This is a genomic window from Pseudomonas sp. NBB (assembly GCF_032701105.1).
Taxonomy (GTDB): Bacteria; Pseudomonadota; Gammaproteobacteria; order Pseudomonadales; family Pseudomonadaceae; genus Aquipseudomonas; species Aquipseudomonas asiatica.
The window spans coordinates 3,949,777-3,965,480 of record NZ_CP103994.1 but is presented as its reverse complement, the minus strand read 5'-3'; the positions used below and the strand labels follow the sequence as shown (position 1 = coordinate 3,965,480).

General features: G+C 62.9%; 15 protein-coding genes. 2 read left to right on the top strand and 13 right to left on the bottom strand.

The window, feature by feature from the left end; translation table 11 throughout:
* Nucleotides 1-12: 12 nt before the first annotated feature.
* The 12 genes from nuoL to NY023_RS18475 all read right to left on the bottom strand — a co-directional run bounded on the left by nuoL (nt 13) and on the right by NY023_RS18475 (nt 12,965).
* Nucleotides 13-1,866, bottom strand: coding sequence for an NADH-quinone oxidoreductase subunit L (nuoL, locus tag NY023_RS18530; protein WP_013973388.1), 1,854 nt, complete (start codon nt 1,864-1,866; stop codon nt 13-15).
* Nucleotides 1,863-2,171 (bottom strand): NADH-quinone oxidoreductase subunit NuoK, encoded by a 309-nt coding sequence (nuoK, locus tag NY023_RS18525; protein ID WP_003251446.1) that lies wholly within the window; start codon nt 2,169-2,171, stop codon nt 1,863-1,865. Before nuoK ends, nuoL begins: the two co-directional genes overlap by 4 nt.
* A 3-nt stretch (nt 2,172-2,174) precedes the next feature.
* Nucleotides 2,175-2,675 (bottom strand): NADH-quinone oxidoreductase subunit J, encoded by a 501-nt coding sequence (nuoJ, locus tag NY023_RS18520; protein ID WP_003261007.1) that lies wholly within the window; start codon nt 2,673-2,675, stop codon nt 2,175-2,177.
* Nucleotides 2,676-2,685: 10 nt separating this feature from the next.
* Complete coding sequence (gene nuoI / locus NY023_RS18515) at nt 2,686-3,234, bottom strand: NADH-quinone oxidoreductase subunit NuoI (RefSeq protein WP_003251442.1); 549 nt, start codon at nt 3,232-3,234, stop codon at nt 2,686-2,688.
* An 11-nt stretch (nt 3,235-3,245) separates the two neighbouring features.
* Nucleotides 3,246-4,253: an NADH-quinone oxidoreductase subunit NuoH gene (gene nuoH / locus NY023_RS18510; RefSeq protein WP_003251440.1), complete on the bottom strand. Its 1,008-nt coding sequence runs from the start codon at nt 4,251-4,253 to the stop codon at nt 3,246-3,248.
* On the bottom strand, nt 4,250-6,964 hold the full coding sequence (nuoG, locus tag NY023_RS18505; protein ID WP_013973387.1) for an NADH-quinone oxidoreductase subunit NuoG: 2,715 nt from the start codon (nt 6,962-6,964) through the stop codon (nt 4,250-4,252). The genes nuoH and nuoG overlap by 4 nt, the downstream gene beginning before the upstream one ends.
* Before the next feature lie 133 nt (nt 6,965-7,097).
* Nucleotides 7,098-8,462: an NADH-quinone oxidoreductase subunit NuoF gene (gene nuoF, locus NY023_RS18500; protein ID WP_013973386.1), complete on the bottom strand. Its 1,365-nt coding sequence runs from the start codon at nt 8,460-8,462 to the stop codon at nt 7,098-7,100.
* Nucleotides 8,459-8,956 carry an NADH-quinone oxidoreductase subunit NuoE gene (gene nuoE / locus NY023_RS18495; protein WP_013973385.1) on the bottom strand — a complete coding sequence of 166 codons (498 nt, stop codon included), beginning with the start codon at nt 8,954-8,956 and terminating at the stop codon, nt 8,459-8,461. Before nuoE ends, nuoF begins: the two co-directional genes overlap by 4 nt.
* A 2-nt stretch (nt 8,957-8,958) precedes the next feature.
* Nucleotides 8,959-10,740 (bottom strand): NADH-quinone oxidoreductase subunit C/D, encoded by a 1,782-nt coding sequence (gene nuoC / locus NY023_RS18490; protein WP_013973384.1) that lies wholly within the window; start codon nt 10,738-10,740, stop codon nt 8,959-8,961.
* A gap of 78 nt (nt 10,741-10,818) precedes the next feature.
* Nucleotides 10,819-11,496 carry a NuoB/complex I 20 kDa subunit family protein gene (locus NY023_RS18485; RefSeq protein ID WP_003251429.1) on the bottom strand — a complete coding sequence of 226 codons (678 nt, stop codon included), beginning with the start codon at nt 11,494-11,496 and terminating at the stop codon, nt 10,819-10,821.
* A 9-nt stretch (nt 11,497-11,505) separates the two neighbouring features.
* Nucleotides 11,506-11,919, bottom strand: a complete 414-nt coding sequence (locus NY023_RS18480) for an NADH-quinone oxidoreductase subunit A (RefSeq protein ID WP_003251427.1) — start codon at nt 11,917-11,919, stop codon at nt 11,506-11,508.
* Nucleotides 11,920-12,302: 383 nt separating this feature from the next.
* Complete coding sequence (locus NY023_RS18475) at nt 12,303-12,965, bottom strand: lysoplasmalogenase (RefSeq protein WP_024087407.1); 663 nt, start codon at nt 12,963-12,965, stop codon at nt 12,303-12,305.
* A 466-nt stretch (nt 12,966-13,431) separates the two neighbouring features.
* Here NY023_RS18475 and NY023_RS18470 point away from each other — a divergent pair, with 466 nt between their 5' ends.
* Nucleotides 13,432-13,674 (top strand): hypothetical protein, encoded by a 243-nt coding sequence (locus NY023_RS18470; RefSeq protein ID WP_013973382.1) that lies wholly within the window; start codon nt 13,432-13,434, stop codon nt 13,672-13,674.
* 156 nt (nt 13,675-13,830) lie between these two features.
* Nucleotides 13,831-14,094 carry a DUF3077 domain-containing protein gene (locus NY023_RS18465; RefSeq protein ID WP_013973381.1) on the top strand — a complete coding sequence of 88 codons (264 nt, stop codon included), beginning with the start codon at nt 13,831-13,833 and terminating at the stop codon, nt 14,092-14,094.
* 246 nt (nt 14,095-14,340) lie between these two features.
* On the opposite strand, the gene aceA is transcribed toward NY023_RS18465, so the two are convergent.
* Nucleotides 14,341-15,666 carry an isocitrate lyase gene (aceA, locus tag NY023_RS18460; RefSeq protein ID WP_013973380.1) on the bottom strand — a complete coding sequence of 442 codons (1,326 nt, stop codon included), beginning with the start codon at nt 15,664-15,666 and terminating at the stop codon, nt 14,341-14,343.
* Between the last annotated feature and the right edge of the window lie 38 nt (nt 15,667-15,704).

The following is a 15,704-nucleotide window of genomic DNA, read 5'->3' as shown; positions in this document are numbered from 1 at the left end:
CAAGGTTCATGGTCATACCGCGGCCACTACCACAGCGCCGAGTACCAGCACTGCGCCAACGGCGATCGAAGCGGTGTACCAGCGCAGCTGGCCGGTCTCGGTCTTGCTCATGGCGACGTGGCCGCCGCGAGCCAGGCGAGGAATCAGGCCGATGCTGCGGTCAACCGGATCCTTGCGCAGGATGTGGCTGATCAGCAGGTAAGGTTTGACGAACAGCTTGTCGTAGATCCAGTCGAAGCCCCAGGCGGCGAACCACCAGGCCGACAGGACACGACCGATACCGCTGTTGGCGACGGCGCTGACGAAGCGGCGCTTGCCCAGGAACAGCAGGGCCGACAGCAGGATACCGGCGATGGCGATGGCGCCCGAAGTGATCTCCAGCGCGTGCTTGGCTTCGCCACCGGCGTGGCCGGCGCTTTCAGGCAGCACACCTGCCAGCGGCGGGGTGATCCAGGCGCCGACGAAGGTCGACAGCACGATCAGCACGCCCAGCGGCAGCCAGTGGCTGATGCCGTGGCCAGCGTGGGCTTCGGTCTTGGCTTCACCGTGGAAGGCGATGAAGATCAGGCGGAAGGTATACAGCGAGGTCATGAACGCACCGACCAGGCCGGCGTACAGCAGGCCGGTGTTGCCGCTGGCGAAGGCTTCCCAGAGGATCTCGTCCTTGGAGTAGAAGCCCACGGTCACGATCGGCAGGGCAGCCAGGGCAGCGCCACCGACCACGAAGCTGGCGTAGGCCAGCGGCAGTTTCTTCCACAGGCCGCCCATCTTGAAGATGTCCTGCTCGTGGTGGCAGGCAACGATCACCGCACCGGAGGCAAGGAACAGCAGGGCCTTGAAGAAGGCGTGGGTCATCAGGTGGAAGATCGCCGCGTCCCAGGCGCCAACGCCCAGGGCCAGGAACATGTAGCCGATCTGGCTCATGGTCGAGTAGGCGAGGATACGCTTGATGTCGGTCTGCACCAGCGCGGCGAAGCCGGCCAGTACCAGGGTCACGCCACCGACCACGCCTACCAGGTGCAGGATGTCCGGCGCCAGCAGGAACAGGCCGTTGGTACGGGCGATCAGGTACACGCCCGCGGTCACCATGGTTGCCGCGTGGATCAGCGCGGAGACCGGAGTAGGGCCGGCCATCGCGTCGGCCAGCCAGGTCTGCAGTGGCAGCTGGGCCGATTTACCGACCGCACCACCCAGCAGCATCAGGGTTGCCAGTACCATCCAGGTGTCGCCAGCCTGGAACTTCTGCGGTGCCAGCACCAGCAGTTCCTGCACGTTCAGGGTACCCAGCTGGACGAACAGGATGAACAGGCCGATGGCCATGAACACGTCGCCGATACGGGTGACGATGAATGCCTTGAGTGCCGCGTTACCGTTGTTGCGGTTGCTGTAGTAGAAACCGATCAACAGGTACGAGCACAGGCCCACGCCTTCCCAGCCGAAGTAGATGAACAGCAGGTTGTCGCCCAGCACCAGGAACAGCATGCTGGCGATGAACAGGTTGGTGTACGCGAAGAAGCGCGAGTAACCGGCTTCGCCACGCATGTACCAGGAAGCGAACAGGTGGATCAGGAAGCCGACACCGGTGACCACGCCGAGCATGGTGACCGACAGGCCGTCCAGGTACAGGGTGAAGTTCGGCGCGAAGCCGTCCACCGACATCCACTGCCACAGCAGCTGGCTGTACGCGCCGCCCTCAGGCGGGGCGACGTTGAATTGCCAGATGACGTAGGCGGCGGTGGCGGCCGAAAGGCCTACCGAGCCGACGCCGATCAGGGCGGACAGGTTCTCCGAGAACCGCCCGCGCGAGAACGACAGCAGCAGGAAGCCGACGAGGGGGAAGACGAAAGTCAGGAAGAGAAGGTTCATCCGCGCATCTCACTGGCAGCATCGATGTCGAGAGTGTGGAAGCGGCGATACAGCTGCAGCAGGATGGCCAGGCCAATACTGGCCTCGGCGGCTGCCAGGCTGATCACCAGAATGAACATCACCTGGCCGTCGGGCTGGACCCAACGGGCACCGGCGACGACGAACGCCAGGGCAGAGGCGTTCATCATGACTTCCAGGCTCATGAGCACGAAGAGGATGTTGCGGCGGACCATCAGGCCAACCAGACCTAAGCAGAACAGGATGCCGGCGACTGCCAGACCATGCTCGAGAGGGATAGCACCCATGATTTACTCCTTCGCCTCGTTGCGGCCCAGGTGGAAGGCGGTGACGGCCGCGGCCAGCAGCAGCATCGAAGCCAGTTCGACCACCAGCAGGTAAGGGCCGAACAGGCTGATGCCGACTTCTTTCGGGCCCACGGTGGTACCGCTGATGCCGGCGCCGCTCGGGGTGACGAACAGCACGTACAGCAGCTCCAGCAGCAGCAGGGCGGCGAGGATCACCGGCCCGGCCCAGATACCGGGCTTGAGCCAGCCCCGTTCCTGGGCGACCGAAGCCGGCCCGAGGTTGAGCATCATCACCACGAACACGAACAGCACCATGATGGCGCCGGCGTAGGCGATCACTTCCAGGGCGCCGGCGAACGGCGCACCCAGGGCGAAGAAGATCATGGCCACGGAAATCAGCGAAATGATCAGGTAAAGCAAGGCGTGCACGGGGTTGGTGCCGGTCACCACCCGAAGGGTGGAGACCACGGCGATCCCGGATGCGAAGTAGAAAGCGAATTCCATCTTTCTGTCCTTATGGGAGCAAGCTCTTCACGTTGATCGGCTCGGCTTCGTTCTGTGCAGAGCCCTTCGGCTTGCCAGCGATTGCCATGCCGGCAACACGGTAGAAGTTGTAGTCAGGGTTCTTGCCGGGGCCGGAGATCAGCAGATCTTCTTTCTCGTACACCAGGTCCTGACGCTTGAACTCGGCCATTTCGAAATCCGGAGTCAGCTGGATCGCGGTGGTCGGGCACGCTTCTTCACACAGGCCGCAGAAGATGCAGCGCGAGAAGTTGATGCGGAAGAACTCCGGGTACCAGCGGCCGTCTTCGGTCTCGGCCTTCTGCAGCGAGATGCAGCCGACCGGGCAGGCCACCGCGCAGAGGTTGCACGCTACGCAGCGCTCCTCGCCATCGGGGTCGCGGGTGAGGACGATGCGGCCGCGGTAGCGCGGCGGCAGGTACACGGGTTCTTCGGGGTACTGCAGGGTGTCGCGCTTGCGGAACCCGTGGGAGAACACCATTGCCAGGCTGCGCAGCTGGGTGCCGGTGCCCTTAACGATGTCGCCGATATACTTGAACATGGGTCAAATCCTCACTGGGCCGCGACGGCTGGCGTGTTGTAGAGCACGATCGCAGCGGTCACCAGCAAATTGATCAGGGTCAGCGGCAGGCAGAACTTCCAGCTGAAGTCCATCACCTGGTCATAGCGTGGGCGCGGGATCGAGGCGCGCAGCAGGATGAACAGCATGATGAAGAACGCGGTCTTCAGCGCGAACCACAGGAACGACAGTTGCGGCAGGATGCCGAACGGTCCGTGCCAGCCGCCGAAGAACAGGGTTACCAGCAGCGCCGAGATGAGGATGATGCCGATGTACTCACCGACGAAGAACATGCCCCATTTCATGCCGGCATACTCGATGTGGTAGCCGTCGGCCAGTTCCTGTTCCGCTTCTGGCTGGTCGAACGGGTGACGGTGAGTCACGGCGACGCCAGCGATGAAGAAGGTGCAGAAGCCGAAGAACTGCGGAATGATGAACCACAGGTTCTGGGCCTGGTATTCAACGATGTCGCGCATGTTGAACGAACCCACCTGCACCACCACGCCCATCAGCGCCAGGCCCAGGAACACTTCGTACGACACGGTCTGTGCCGAGGCACGCAAGCTGCCCAGAAGGGCGTACTTGTTGTTCGACGACCAGCCGGCGAACAGCACCGCGTAGACCGACAGGCCGGCCATGGCGAAGAAGAACAGCAGGCCGATGTTCAGGTCGGCGACGCCCCAGGTCGGGGTGATCGGGATGACCACGAAGGCGATCAGCAGGGCGCTCATGGCCACTACCGGTGCCAGGGTGAAGATCACGCGGTCGACGAAGGGTGGGTTCCAGTCTTCCTTGAAGAACATCTTCAGCATGTCTGCAGCGATCTGGAACATGCCGAACGGGCCGACGCGGTTCGGACCGTAACGGTCCTGCCACCAGCCCAGCAGGCGGCGCTCGACGAAGCTGAGCAGCGCGCCGCAGACCACCACCGCCAGCAGGACCACGATGGCCCGCAGCACGGTCAGGATCACATCGATCACTTCGGGGGTGAACCAGCTCATTGTGCTGCCTCCTGCAGACCTTCGACGGATGCACCGAAGATGGCAGGCGGAATGCCGGCCAGGCCTTTCGGCAACGCGACCAGGCCAGCGCCCAGCTCTTCATTGATACGCAGCGGCAGGCGCAGGGCCACACCAGCCACGTTCAGGCTCAGCAGGGCACCGTCGTTGACGCCCAGGCGGTCGGCTTCGGACTTGGCCAGGGCCACGTAGGCTGCCGGGATGCGCTCTTGTACCGGTGCGGCGCGCGAGGAGCTTTCTTCGCTGCCGAACAGGTGGAAGAACGGCACGGCAGTCCAGGTGCCACGGGCCGGGTTGAAGGCGCCCGGAATGGTATTGAACCAGCTCAGGCGGTCACCTTGAGGTTCGATCAGGCGAACGCCCGGGTCACCGGCACGCAGGTGGCCACCGACCTCGTCCTGGAACTTGTTCCAGGCTTGCGGCGAGTTCCAGCCCGGCGACCAGGCGAACGGCACCTGCTGGCGCGGTTCGGCCGAACCCGAGTAGCCTTCCATGGAGAAGGCGAACGCGGTGTCCTTGTCTTGCGGGGTACGCGGTTCGTGCACGCTGATGTTGGCGCGCATGGCGGTACGGCCGGAGTAGCGCAGCGGCTCACGGGCCAGTTTCATGCCCTTGATGCGGAACGCGGCGCTTGGCGCGGCGTTGACGATGCCGGCCAGTTGCGGGGCGGCTTCGGCGCAGGCGCTGGTGACGTGGTCCAGCTGGGTCCAGTCGACCGGCTTGTTCAGCAGGGTGGCACGCAGGGCGTGCATCCAGCGCCAGCCTTCGTGGATCTGGATGCTGCTGTCCAGGTATTGCGGGTCGAAGACCTGGAAGAAGCGCTGGGCACGGCCTTCCTGGCTGACCAGGGTACCGTCGCCTTCGGCGAACGAGGCGGCCGGCAGCACCAGGTGGGCGCGGTCGACAGTCGGGGTTTTCGAGTGGTCGGCAACGATCACTACCTTGGCCGCGGCCAGGGCTGCATCGACCTTGGCGGCCGGTACGCGGGCGTACAGGTCGTTTTCCAGCACGACGATGGCGTCGGCCTTGCCGCTGATGACCGCGTCCAGCGCGGCATCGACCGACTCGCCACCGAGCATGGCCAGGCCGAGGCTGTTGGCTTCAGGCACCACCAGGCTCAGCGAGCCGTTCTTCTCGCGCAGCTTCAGCGCCTTGGCGATGTTGGCGGCGGCTTCGATCAGCGCCGGGTCGGCCAGCGAAGTACCGGCTACGACCAGTGGGCGCTTGGCCGCGACCAGGGCGTCGGCGATGCGCTGGGCCAGGGCTTTCGCTTCGGCGTCCAGGCCTTCGACGGCAGGGGCGCTCGGGTCGATGGCGTGGGCCACGGCAAAACCGATGCGGGCCAGGTCGGCCGGGGCGGCGTGCACGCATTCTTCGGCGACGTCGTCCAGCTTGGTTTCAGCCAGCGAAGCGATGAACAGCGGGTACAGCGCGTGCTGGCCGATGTTCTTCACGGCGGCGTCGAGCCACGGCTGCACCTTCATCGCTTCGGCCATGGCCTCGGCCTTGCCCTTGGTGGCCTGGCGCACGGCCAGGGCGACGCGGGCAGCGGTCTGGGTCAGGTCTTCACCGAGCACGAACACGGCGTCGTGGTCTTCGATGTCGCGCAGGGTCGGGACCGGCAGCGGGCTGTTGTTCAGCACGTTTAGAGCCAGGCGTACGCGGGCCAGTTCGCCGGCTTCCATACCCGAGTAGAAGTACTCGGCACCGACCAGCTCACGCAGGCCGTAGTTGCTTTCCAGGCTGGCGCGTGGCGAGCCGATACCGACGATGGTACGGCCGCGCAGCAGGTCGGCGGCCTTGTCCAGGGCGGCGTCCAGGCCCAGCTTGGTGCCGTCGGCCAGGTGTGGCTGGCGTGGGCGATCCTTGCGGTTGACGTAGCCATAGCCGAAGCGGCCCCGGTCGCACAGGAAGTACTGGTTTACCGAGCCGTTGAAGCGGTTTTCCACCCGACGCAGTTCGCCGTAGCGCTCGCCCGGGCTGATGTTGCAGCCGCTGGAGCAGCCGTGGCAGATGCTCGGGGCAAACTGCATGTCCCACTTGCGGTTGTAGCGCTCGGAGTGGGTCTTGTCGGTGAACACGCCGGTCGGGCAGACCTCGGTCAGGTTGCCGGAGAATTCGCTTTCCAGCACGCCGTCTTCGACGCGGCCGAAGTACACGTTGTCGTGGGCGCCGTAAACGCCCAGGTCGGTACCACCGGCATAGTCCTTGTAGTAGCGCACGCAGCGGTAGCAGGCGATGCAGCGGTTCATCTCATGGGCGATGAACGGACCGAGGTCCTGGTTCTGGTGGGTACGCTTGGTGAAACGGTAGCGGCGCTCGTTGTGGCCGGTCATTACCGTCATGTCCTGCAGGTGGCAGTGACCGCCTTCCTCGCACACCGGGCAGTCGTGCGGGTGGTTGGTCATCAGCCATTCGACGACGCTGGCGCGGAACGCCTTGGACTCTTCATCGTCGATGGAGATCCAGGTGCCGTCGGAGGCAGGGGTCATGCAGGACATGACGATACGACCGCGGGTGTCGTTCTCGTCGGTGTACTGCTTGACCGCGCACTGCCGGCAGGCGCCAACGCTACCAAGCGCCGGGTGCCAGCAGAAATAAGGGATGTCGAGGCCGAGCGACAGACAGGCCTGTAACAGGTTGTCTGCACCGTTGACTTCGAGCGCTTTGCCGTCTACGTGGATAGTGGCCATTGTTCAAAGTTCTTCGTTGGCCCGCGTGAGCGGGCGTGGCTAATGGAAATCGGTGAGCTTGCGACACGCCACGATTTCTCGGGCCTGCCGGCAAGCTGGCGAGTGGCACGGACCACCCGCCTTAATCATCTTGTTATGCGCCGACCACGATCGGCTTCGCCAGGTTCGGACGCAGCGCATCGCCAGCAACAGCTGGAGCGACACCTGCCTCGAATTCCGAGCGGAAGTATTTGATGGCACTGCCCAGCGGCTCGACGGCACCTGGTGCGTGAGCACAGAAGGTACGACCAGGGCCGAGGAAGTTGACCAAGCCCAGCAGCGTCTCGATGTCTTCGGCGCGGCCCTGGCCTTTTTCCAGTGCGCGCAGCATCTTCACGCTCCACGGCAGGCCGTCACGGCATGGGGTGCACCAGCCGCACGACTCGCGGGCGAAGAACTCTTCCATGTTGCGCAGCAGCGAAACCATGTTGATGCTGTCGTCCACCGCCATGGCCAGACCGGTACCCATACGGGTGCCGACCTTGGCGATGCCGCCGGCGTACATCTGCGCGTCGAGGTGCTCGGGCAGCAGGAAGCCGGTACCGGCGCCACCTGGCTGCCAGCACTTGAGCTTGAAGCCGTCGCGCATGCCGCCGGCGTAGTCTTCGAACAGTTCGCGGGCGGTGACGCCGAAAGGCAGTTCCCACAGGCCCGGGTTCTTCACCTTGCCGGAGAAGCCCATCAGCTTGGTGCCATGGTCTTCGCTGCCTTCACGGGCCAGCGACTTGTACCAGTCGTTGCCGTTGGCGACGATGGCCGGGACGTTGCACAGGGTTTCGACGTTGTTCACGCAAGTCGGCTTGCCCCACACGCCCACGGCGGCAGGGAAGGGCGGCTTGGAGCGCGGGTTGGCGCGGCGGCCTTCCAGCGAGTTGATCAGTGCGGTTTCTTCACCGCAGATGTAGCGGCCGGCACCGGTGTGCACGAACAGCTCGAAATCGAAACCGCTGCCGAGGATGTTCTTGCCCAGCAGGCCGGCGGCCTTGGCTTCCTCGATCGCGCGGTTCAGGTTCTTCGCTGCGGTGGTGTATTCGCCACGCAGGAAGATGTAGCCACGGTAGGCCTTAAGGGCGCGGGCGCTGATCAGCATGCCCTCGACCAGCAGATGGGGCTGTTGCTCCATCAGCATGCGGTCTTTCCAGGTATTCGGCTCCATTTCGTCCGCGTTGCACAGCAGGTAGCGGATGTTCATGGATTCGTCTTTGGGCATCAGGCCCCACTTCACGCCAGTGGGGAAGCCTGCACCACCGCGGCCCTTGAGGCCGGAGTCCTTGACGCTTTGCACGATGTCGTCGGCCGACATCTGCGCCAGCGCCTTGCGGGCGGCAGCGTAGCCGTTCTTCGATTCGTACTCGGCAAGCCAGACCGGCTCGCCGTCGTCACGCAGGCGCCAGGTCAGCGGGTGGGTTTCGGCCGTGCGCGCGATGCGGTTGGCCGGGCCGAAGGAAGTAATGGTCATACGTAACCCTCCAGCAATTTGGAAACGCCAGCCGGCTGCACGTCACCGAAGGTGTCGTCGTCGATCATCAGCGCCGGGGCCTTGTCGCAGTTGCCCAGGCAGCATACCGGCAGCAGGGTGAAGCGGCCGTCGGCGGTGGTCTGGCCGAGGCCGATGCCCAGTTCGCTTTGAATCTGGCTGACCACGGATTCATGGCCGCCGATGTAGCAGACCATGCTGTCGCACACGCGGATGATGTGGCGGCCGACCGGCTGACGGAAGATCTGGCTGTAGAAGGTGGCGACACCTTCGACGTCGCTGGCCGGGATGCCCAGTACGTCGCCGATGGCGTGGATGGCGCCGTCCGGCACCCAGCCACGTTCCTTCTGGACGATCTTCAGGGCTTCGATGGACGCCGCGCGCGGGTCCTCGTAGTGATGCATTTCGTGCTCGATGGCCGAGCGCTCGGTTTCGCTCAGGGCGAAACGGTCTGTCTGGATAAGCGTGCTGTTCATGCTTAGCGGTCCACGTCAGCCATAACGAAGTCGATACTGCCCAGGTACGCAATGAGGTCGGCGACCATGCTGCCTTTGATCACCGAAGGGATCTGCTGCAGGTGCGGGTAGCTCGGGGTACGGATCCGGGTGCGGTAGCTCATGGTGCCGCCATCGCTCGTCAGGTAGTAACTGTTGATGCCCTTGGTCGCCTCGATCATCTGGAACGACTCGTTGGCCGGCATGACCGGGCCCCACGAGACTTGCAGGAAGTGCGTGATCAGGGTTTCGATGTGCTGCAGGGTGCGCTCTTTCGGCGGCGGCGTGGTCAGCGGGTGATCCGCCTTGTACGGGCCTTCCGGCATGTTGCGCAGGCACTGGTCGATGATGCGGATACTCTGGCGCATCTCCTCGACACGGACCATGCAGCGATCGTAGGCATCGCCATTGTGGGCCAGCGGTACTTCGAACTCGAAGTTTTCGTAGCCGGAGTAGGGGCGGGCTTTACGCAGGTCGAAGTCGCAACCGGTGGCACGCAGGCCGGCACCGGTGGTACCCCAGGCCAGGGCTTCCTTGGTGTTGTACGCGGCAACGCCGATGGTACGGCCCTTGAGGATGCTGTTCTGCAGCGCGGCCTTTTCGTACTCGTCGAGGCGCTTGGGCAGCCATTCGACGAAGTCCTTGACCAGCTTGTCCCAGCCGCGCGGCAGGTCGTGGGCAACGCCACCGATGCGGTACCAGGCCGGGTGCAGGCGGAAACCGGTGATCGCTTCGATCACGGTGTAGGCGCGCTGGCGGTCGGTGAAGGTGAAGAACACCGGGGTCATGGCGCCGACGTCCTGGATGTAGGTACCCAGGAACAGCAGGTGGCTGGTGATACGGAAGAACTCGGCCAGCATCACGCGGATGGTGTCGACCTTCTGTGGCACCTTGATGCCGGCCAGCTTCTCGACCGCGAGCACGTACGGCAGGTTGTTCATTACCCCGCCGAGGTAGTCGATACGGTCGGTGTAGGGGATGAAGCTGTGCCAGGACTGGCGTTCGGCCATTTTCTCGGCGCCACGGTGGTGGTAGCCGATGTCCGGTACGCAGTCGACGATCTCTTCACCGTCCAGCTGCAGGACGATACGGAAGGCACCGTGCGCGGAAGGGTGGTTGGGGCCGAGGTTGAGGAACATGTAGTCCTCGTTGGCGCCCTGGCGCTTCATGCCCCAGGCTTCAGGGTTGAAGCGTGCCGATTCCTCTTCAAGCTGCTGCTTGGCCAGGGTCAGGCTGTAGGGATCGAACTCGGTGGCGCGGGCCGGGTAGTCTTTGCGCAGCGGGTGGCCTTCCCAGGTGGGCGGCATCATGATGCGGCTGAGGTGCGGGTGGCCGGCAAAGTCGATGCCGAACATGTCCCAGACTTCGCGCTCGTACCAGTTGGCGTTCGGCCAGATACCGGTCACGGTCGGCAGGTTCAGGTCACCTTCGCTGAGCGACACCTTGATCATCACATCGCTGTTACGCTCGATCGACAGCAGGTGGTAGAACACGCTGAAGTCGGCGGCTGGCAGGCCGCGGCGCTGGGTGCGCAGGCGCTCGTCGACGCCGTGCAGGTCGTACAGCATGCTGTAGGGCTTGGCTACGCCGCGCAGGAAGCTGAGCACTTCCTTGAGCTGCTCGCGCTTGACCCACAGCACGGGCATGCCGGTGCGGGTTTCCTGGGCGACGAATGCTTCGGCGCCAAAACGATTGTGCAGTTCGACGACCACATCCTGGTCGTCAGCCTTGTAGGGCGGAATGAAAATAGCGTTGTCCGCTGTCATGGTCTCGGTCGCTTTGGGTCAACGTTAAGAATGAAGCCAGGCCGCCGGCTCCAGGGGAGCGGGCGGCAGGTCGCTGGATCAGACTTCGTCGGGGCTGCGCAGGTTGGTTACTGCAATGCGCTGCTCACGACGCAGGTCTTTCTGGGCTGGCATCTCGGCACGGTAAATACCTTGATCACCAACAACCCAGGAAAGCGGGCGTCGTTCTTGGCCGATCGACTCCTGCAGCAGCATCAAGCCTTGCAGGAAAGCCTCAGGGCGTGGCGGGCAGCCGGGCACATAGACGTCCACGGGGAGGAACTTGTCGACCCCCTGAACGACCGAGTAGATGTCGTACATGCCGCCGGAGTTGGCGCACGAACCCATGGAGATTACCCATTTCGGCTCGAGCATCTGCTCGTACAGGCGCTGGATGATCGGCGCCATTTTGACGAAGCAGGTACCGGCGATGACCATGAAGTCGGCCTGACGCGGCGATGCCCGGATGACTTCGGCGCCGAAGCGGGCGATGTCGTGGGGTGCCGTGAAGGCCGTGGTCATTTCCACGTAGCAGCAGGACAGGCCGAAGTTGTACGGCCAGAGGGAGTTCTTGCGACCCCAGTTGACCGCGCCACGCAGCACATCTTCAAGCTTGCCCATGAAGATGTTCTTGTGGACCTGGTCCTCCAGCAGTTGATCGGTGACGGTTTCCCGTTCACCGACCGGGTACTGCTCGTTGGGCGCATCCGGATCGATTCTGGTGAGATTGTATTGCATGCCAAAGCCTCATTGTTTCAGCTTCGCTTGCCGCTTGCGGCGACCTTCGGGAGCCCAATCAAGTGCCCCGACGCGCCATAGGTAGACAAGACCAGCCAACAGAATTGCTATGAAAACGAGTGCTTCGACGAATCCGGTCCAGCCGCTTTCGCGGACGGACACAGACCATGCAAAGAGAAAGAGGGCTTCGATATCGAAGATCACGAACAGCATCGCGACCAGATAGAATTTGGCGGACAGGCGCAGGCGGGCGCTGCCGACGGGCAGCATGCCGGATTCGAAGGGTTCGTTCTTGGCGCGGCCCCAGGCCTTGCTACCGAGCAGGCTGGACAGGCCGAGCATGAAGGCGCACAGGCCGACGACACCCAGGAGGAAGATGGCAAAGCCCCAGTTGTGGGCGATGAGTCCTGCCGAATCGGACATGCTAGAGATCCTTATACAGAGACCCAGCTCTGCAGTCTGAAATAAGTGTAGAGCGGCGACCTGGTGTCGCACATGCAGTGACCAAATGTCGCAGCTGAATCAATCGCGCTGATTTTATGGGTAAACCCCGTGCAAGTAAAATTTCTGTAGCAAATTTATTCGTAGGATTAAGTACAAAAGCCGCTTGTAACTGGCTGAAAGCCTTGAGATTCGGGCATTGCGTGCGGTTTTGTTAATTATGTTTCCTGCGAATGGTAACGAATTGCAAGTTTCGAAATGATAATTAATATCATTTGGTCTGATGTCTGATATTTCCGTTGTTCTGTGTCTTGTAAAGTTCATCTGGCGATTCCCCCTACTTGCAAATGCGAAAAACGCCTGTTCTAGCAGCTTCTGACGCCGCTTGCCCCGCCCTGGGTCAATACTTTACCGATTGTGCGATGACTGGCTGATGAAGCGATCGCCCACTGGCCGAGCCAGTAGGTGAGGATGATCAGGTACGGCGCGGCGGCGAACGGGCTGACGAAGCGGTCGATACCGATCAGGCTGTCGGAGAGCACGAACAGGCAGGCGCCGAGCGCGGCGAGCCCGCCACAGGCCAGGGCGCGCCAGAGCATGGCGCTGATGGCCAGGGCATAGAGCACAACCGGGATCAGCAGCGGGCCGAGGCCGTGGCTGGCCAGCACGCCGAGCAGAATGATGCCGGTGATGCCGCTCAGCAGCAGTGCGGGCAGGGCTGGGCGCAGGGTCTGGCTGCAATAGGCGCGCAGGTAGGCCAGGTGGGCGCAGAGGAAGGCAGCCAGGCCGAACACGAACAGGTCGGCGGGTATGGCCAGCAGGATGTCGCCGAGTACCGAGAAGGCCAGGCCGAGGGTGATCCAGCGGCGATAAGGTGTGGCAGGGGTGCTGCGCAGCCAGGCGATCAGGGTCAGTACCGGGATCGGTTTGGCCAGGAGGGCGAGCAGGGTGCTGTCGCTGGCCAGTGCATATATATAGAGGGCGGCGGCGGTCAGGGCGAGAATCATCAGGTGGCTTGGACGAAGCATGGGCAGTCCTTGCGGCTGTGCTGCCTCAAGCATAGACCTGATCCAGGGTTTTGCTTCCTTCTGTACCGGCCCTTTCGCGGGTAAACCCGCTCCTACAACGATAGGTGGTCCATGTAGGAGTGGGTTTACCCGCGAATAGGCCGGTGCAGGCGCTGCCGAAGTGCGGCATAAAACAGATTTGTCCCCTTCCATGTAGGCCATTTCCCAAACATACTCCTGCCGCGCATTTTCCGTTGCCGCTGCTCAGGCAGCGCTCTAGTCTCGGCATGTCGTTGCTCATCAACGATACAGCTTTGACAGGCTGTGACGGTAAATAGTGTGCGGCTCGCCCTTATGGTGGCTGTGCGTGCGGGCACGCTTGCGTGCGCCGGAACTTAGCTATTTCCGCCGGTCTGTCAACCCACGTACAGCTGCCACCCTTCTGTTTGACAGCAGGCGGGTGCCCGGCCATAGAAGGTAAATAGCTATGCTGAAAGTTGTCCCCGATCCACCCCACAACCCCCATTCCCTCGAAGACACCCTGATCCAGGCCACCGACTACGCACTGTGCGCGGCGACCGTGGTGCATCAGGCCTTGCTGCTGCAGCCCAAATCACCGGCGTCGATCCTGATGATGACCTCGATGCATGAGCTTGAGGCGCTGCGGGCTTTGCTTGAGTCGGCATTGATTCAGGTGCAGATGCCTGCTGAGCCTCGGACTTTGCACTGAGGCTTGAGTGATGTGTTGTCTGGGCGGGCCTCTTTGCGGGTGAACCCGCTCCCACAGGATCACCACAGTCTTCAGGGCTTGCACAGTCCCTGTGGGAGCGGGTTTACCCGCGAAAGGGCCCGTCCAGGCAGTCGAGAATTTTCAGGGGATTCAAAAATGACCACAGAAGACACCCAATTCACTGTCGGCAAGACCACCTTCTACCAAGGCGAACACGGCACCCACCCATTGTTCCGCATCGAGCCCGGCATTCCTTGTCGGGATGCCCGCGAGCAGTCCTCGGAGCTGATGGGCTATGTGCGCGAACTGACCATCACCGGCCTGATGGATGAGAAGCCGATGATGATCTGGGCCGCCCACTATCTGAGCGCGATGGCCAAGGCGCTGATGGATGATGCCGAGCTGGGCATGAAGCACTGAGGTGCTACCGACAGGCGCGATTTCTCCTGTGGGAGCGGCCTTGCGTCGCGATTGGGGTGCGAAGCGCCCCCGGGATTTGTGCATCATCGCAAGATTGCCGGGGCCGCTTTGCGGCCCTTTCGCGACGCAAGGCCGCTCCCACATGTTCGGCGCTAACCTGTTGTCCTTGAAGGGTGTGGTACAGACCAAAAAGAAAGGCCCGGGGCATTAACAAGCCTCGGGCCTTTCTTCAACAGCAACCCACTATCAGTGGAACTGCTCTTCCTCGGTCGAACCGGTCAGTGCAGTCACCGACGATGCGCCACCCTGAATTACGGTGGTCATGTCGTCGAAGTAGCCAGTGCCCACTTCTTGCTGGTGCGCCACGAAGGTGTAGCCTTTGTTGGCGTCAGCGAATTCCTGCTCCTGCAGCTTCACGTAGGCGGTCATGTCGTTGCGGGCGTAGTCGTGCGCCAGGTTGAACATGCCGTGCCACATGTTGTGGATGCCGGCCAGGGTGATGAACTGGTGCTTGTAGCCCATTGCCGACAGCTCGCGCTGGAACTTGGCGATGGTCGCGTCGTCCAGGTTCTTCTTCCAGTTGAAGGAAGGCGAGCAGTTGTACGACAGGATCTGGTCCGGATACTCCTTCTTGATCGCTTCGGCGAAGCGGCGGGCTTCGTCCAGGTCCGGCTTGGCGGTTTCGCACCAGATCAGGTCGGCGTACGGCGCGTAGGCCAGGCCGCGGGCGATGGCCTGGTCGAGGCCGGCGCGTACCTTGTAGAAGCCTTCACGGGTGCGCTCGCCAATCACGAACGGCTGGTCGTACGGGTCGCAGTCGCTGGTCAGCAGGTCGGCGGCGTTGGCGTCGGTACGGGCCAGGATGATGGTCGGCACGCCCGATACGTCAGCTGCCAGGCGCGCGGCCACCAGCTTTTGCACGGCTTCCTGGGTCGGTACCAGTACCTTGCCACCCATGTGGCCGCATTTTTTCACCGAGGCCAGCTGGTCTTCGAAGTGCACACCTGCGGCGCCTGCTTCGATCATGTTCTTCATCAGCTCGTAGGCGTTCAGTACGCCACCGAAACCGGCTTCGGCGTCGGCCACGATCGGTGCGAAGTAGTCGATGTAGCCATCGTCGCCCGGGTTCTTGCCGGCTTTCCACTGGATCTGGTCGGCGCGGCGGAAGGCGTTGTTGATGCGCTTGACCACGGTCGGTACCGAGTCGACCGGGTACAGCGACTGGTCAGGGTACATGGACTCGGCCGAGTTGTTGTCGGCGGCAACCTGCCAGCCGGACAGGTAGATGGCCTGGATGCCGGCCTTGACCTGCTGCACTGCCTGGCCGCCGGTCAGGGCGCCCATGCAGTTGACGAAATCTTTTTCTGGGCGGAAGGACGGGTGGGCACCTTCGGTGACCAGCTTCCACAGTTTTTCTGCACCCAGGCGGGCCAGGGTGTGCTCCGGCTGCAGGGAGCCACGCAGGCGAACGACATCAGCGGCGGTGTAGGTACGGGTCACGCCTTTCCAGCGCGGGTTCTCGGCCCAGTCTTTCTCGAGGGCTGCAATTTGCTGTTCGCGTGTCAGTGCCATGGAAATAAACCTCGTCGCATCGATCTTGGGGTAATTGT

Coding starts and splice junctions, on each gene's coding strand:
- NY023_RS18465 (WP_013973381.1), top strand. CDS start 13,831: ATGACCACAGAAGACACCCAATTCACTGTCGGCAAGACCACCTTCTAC.
- nuoL (WP_013973388.1), bottom strand. CDS start 1,866: ATGAACCTTCTCTTCCTGACTTTCGTCTTCCCCCTCGTCGGCTTCCTG.
- NY023_RS18470 (WP_013973382.1), top strand. CDS start 13,432: ATGCTGAAAGTTGTCCCCGATCCACCCCACAACCCCCATTCCCTCGAA.
- NY023_RS18485 (WP_003251429.1), bottom strand. CDS start 11,496: ATGCAATACAATCTCACCAGAATCGATCCGGATGCGCCCAACGAGCAG.
- aceA (WP_013973380.1), bottom strand. CDS start 15,666: ATGGCACTGACACGCGAACAGCAAATTGCAGCCCTCGAGAAAGACTGG.
- nuoG (WP_013973387.1), bottom strand. CDS start 6,964: ATGGCCACTATCCACGTAGACGGCAAAGCGCTCGAAGTCAACGGTGCA.
- NY023_RS18480 (WP_003251427.1), bottom strand. CDS start 11,919: ATGTCCGATTCGGCAGGACTCATCGCCCACAACTGGGGCTTTGCCATC.
- nuoJ (WP_003261007.1), bottom strand. CDS start 2,675: ATGGAATTCGCTTTCTACTTCGCATCCGGGATCGCCGTGGTCTCCACC.
- nuoE (WP_013973385.1), bottom strand. CDS start 8,956: ATGAACAGCACGCTTATCCAGACAGACCGTTTCGCCCTGAGCGAAACC.
- nuoH (WP_003251440.1), bottom strand. CDS start 4,253: ATGAGCTGGTTCACCCCCGAAGTGATCGATGTGATCCTGACCGTGCTG.
- NY023_RS18475 (WP_024087407.1), bottom strand. CDS start 12,965: ATGCTTCGTCCAAGCCACCTGATGATTCTCGCCCTGACCGCCGCCGCC.
- nuoC (WP_013973384.1), bottom strand. CDS start 10,740: ATGACAGCGGACAACGCTATTTTCATTCCGCCCTACAAGGCTGACGAC.
- nuoF (WP_013973386.1), bottom strand. CDS start 8,462: ATGACCATTACTTCCTTCGGCCCGGCCAACCGCATCGCGCGCACGGCC.
- nuoK (WP_003251446.1), bottom strand. CDS start 2,171: ATGGGTGCTATCCCTCTCGAGCATGGTCTGGCAGTCGCCGGCATCCTG.
- nuoI (WP_003251442.1), bottom strand. CDS start 3,234: ATGTTCAAGTATATCGGCGACATCGTTAAGGGCACCGGCACCCAGCTG.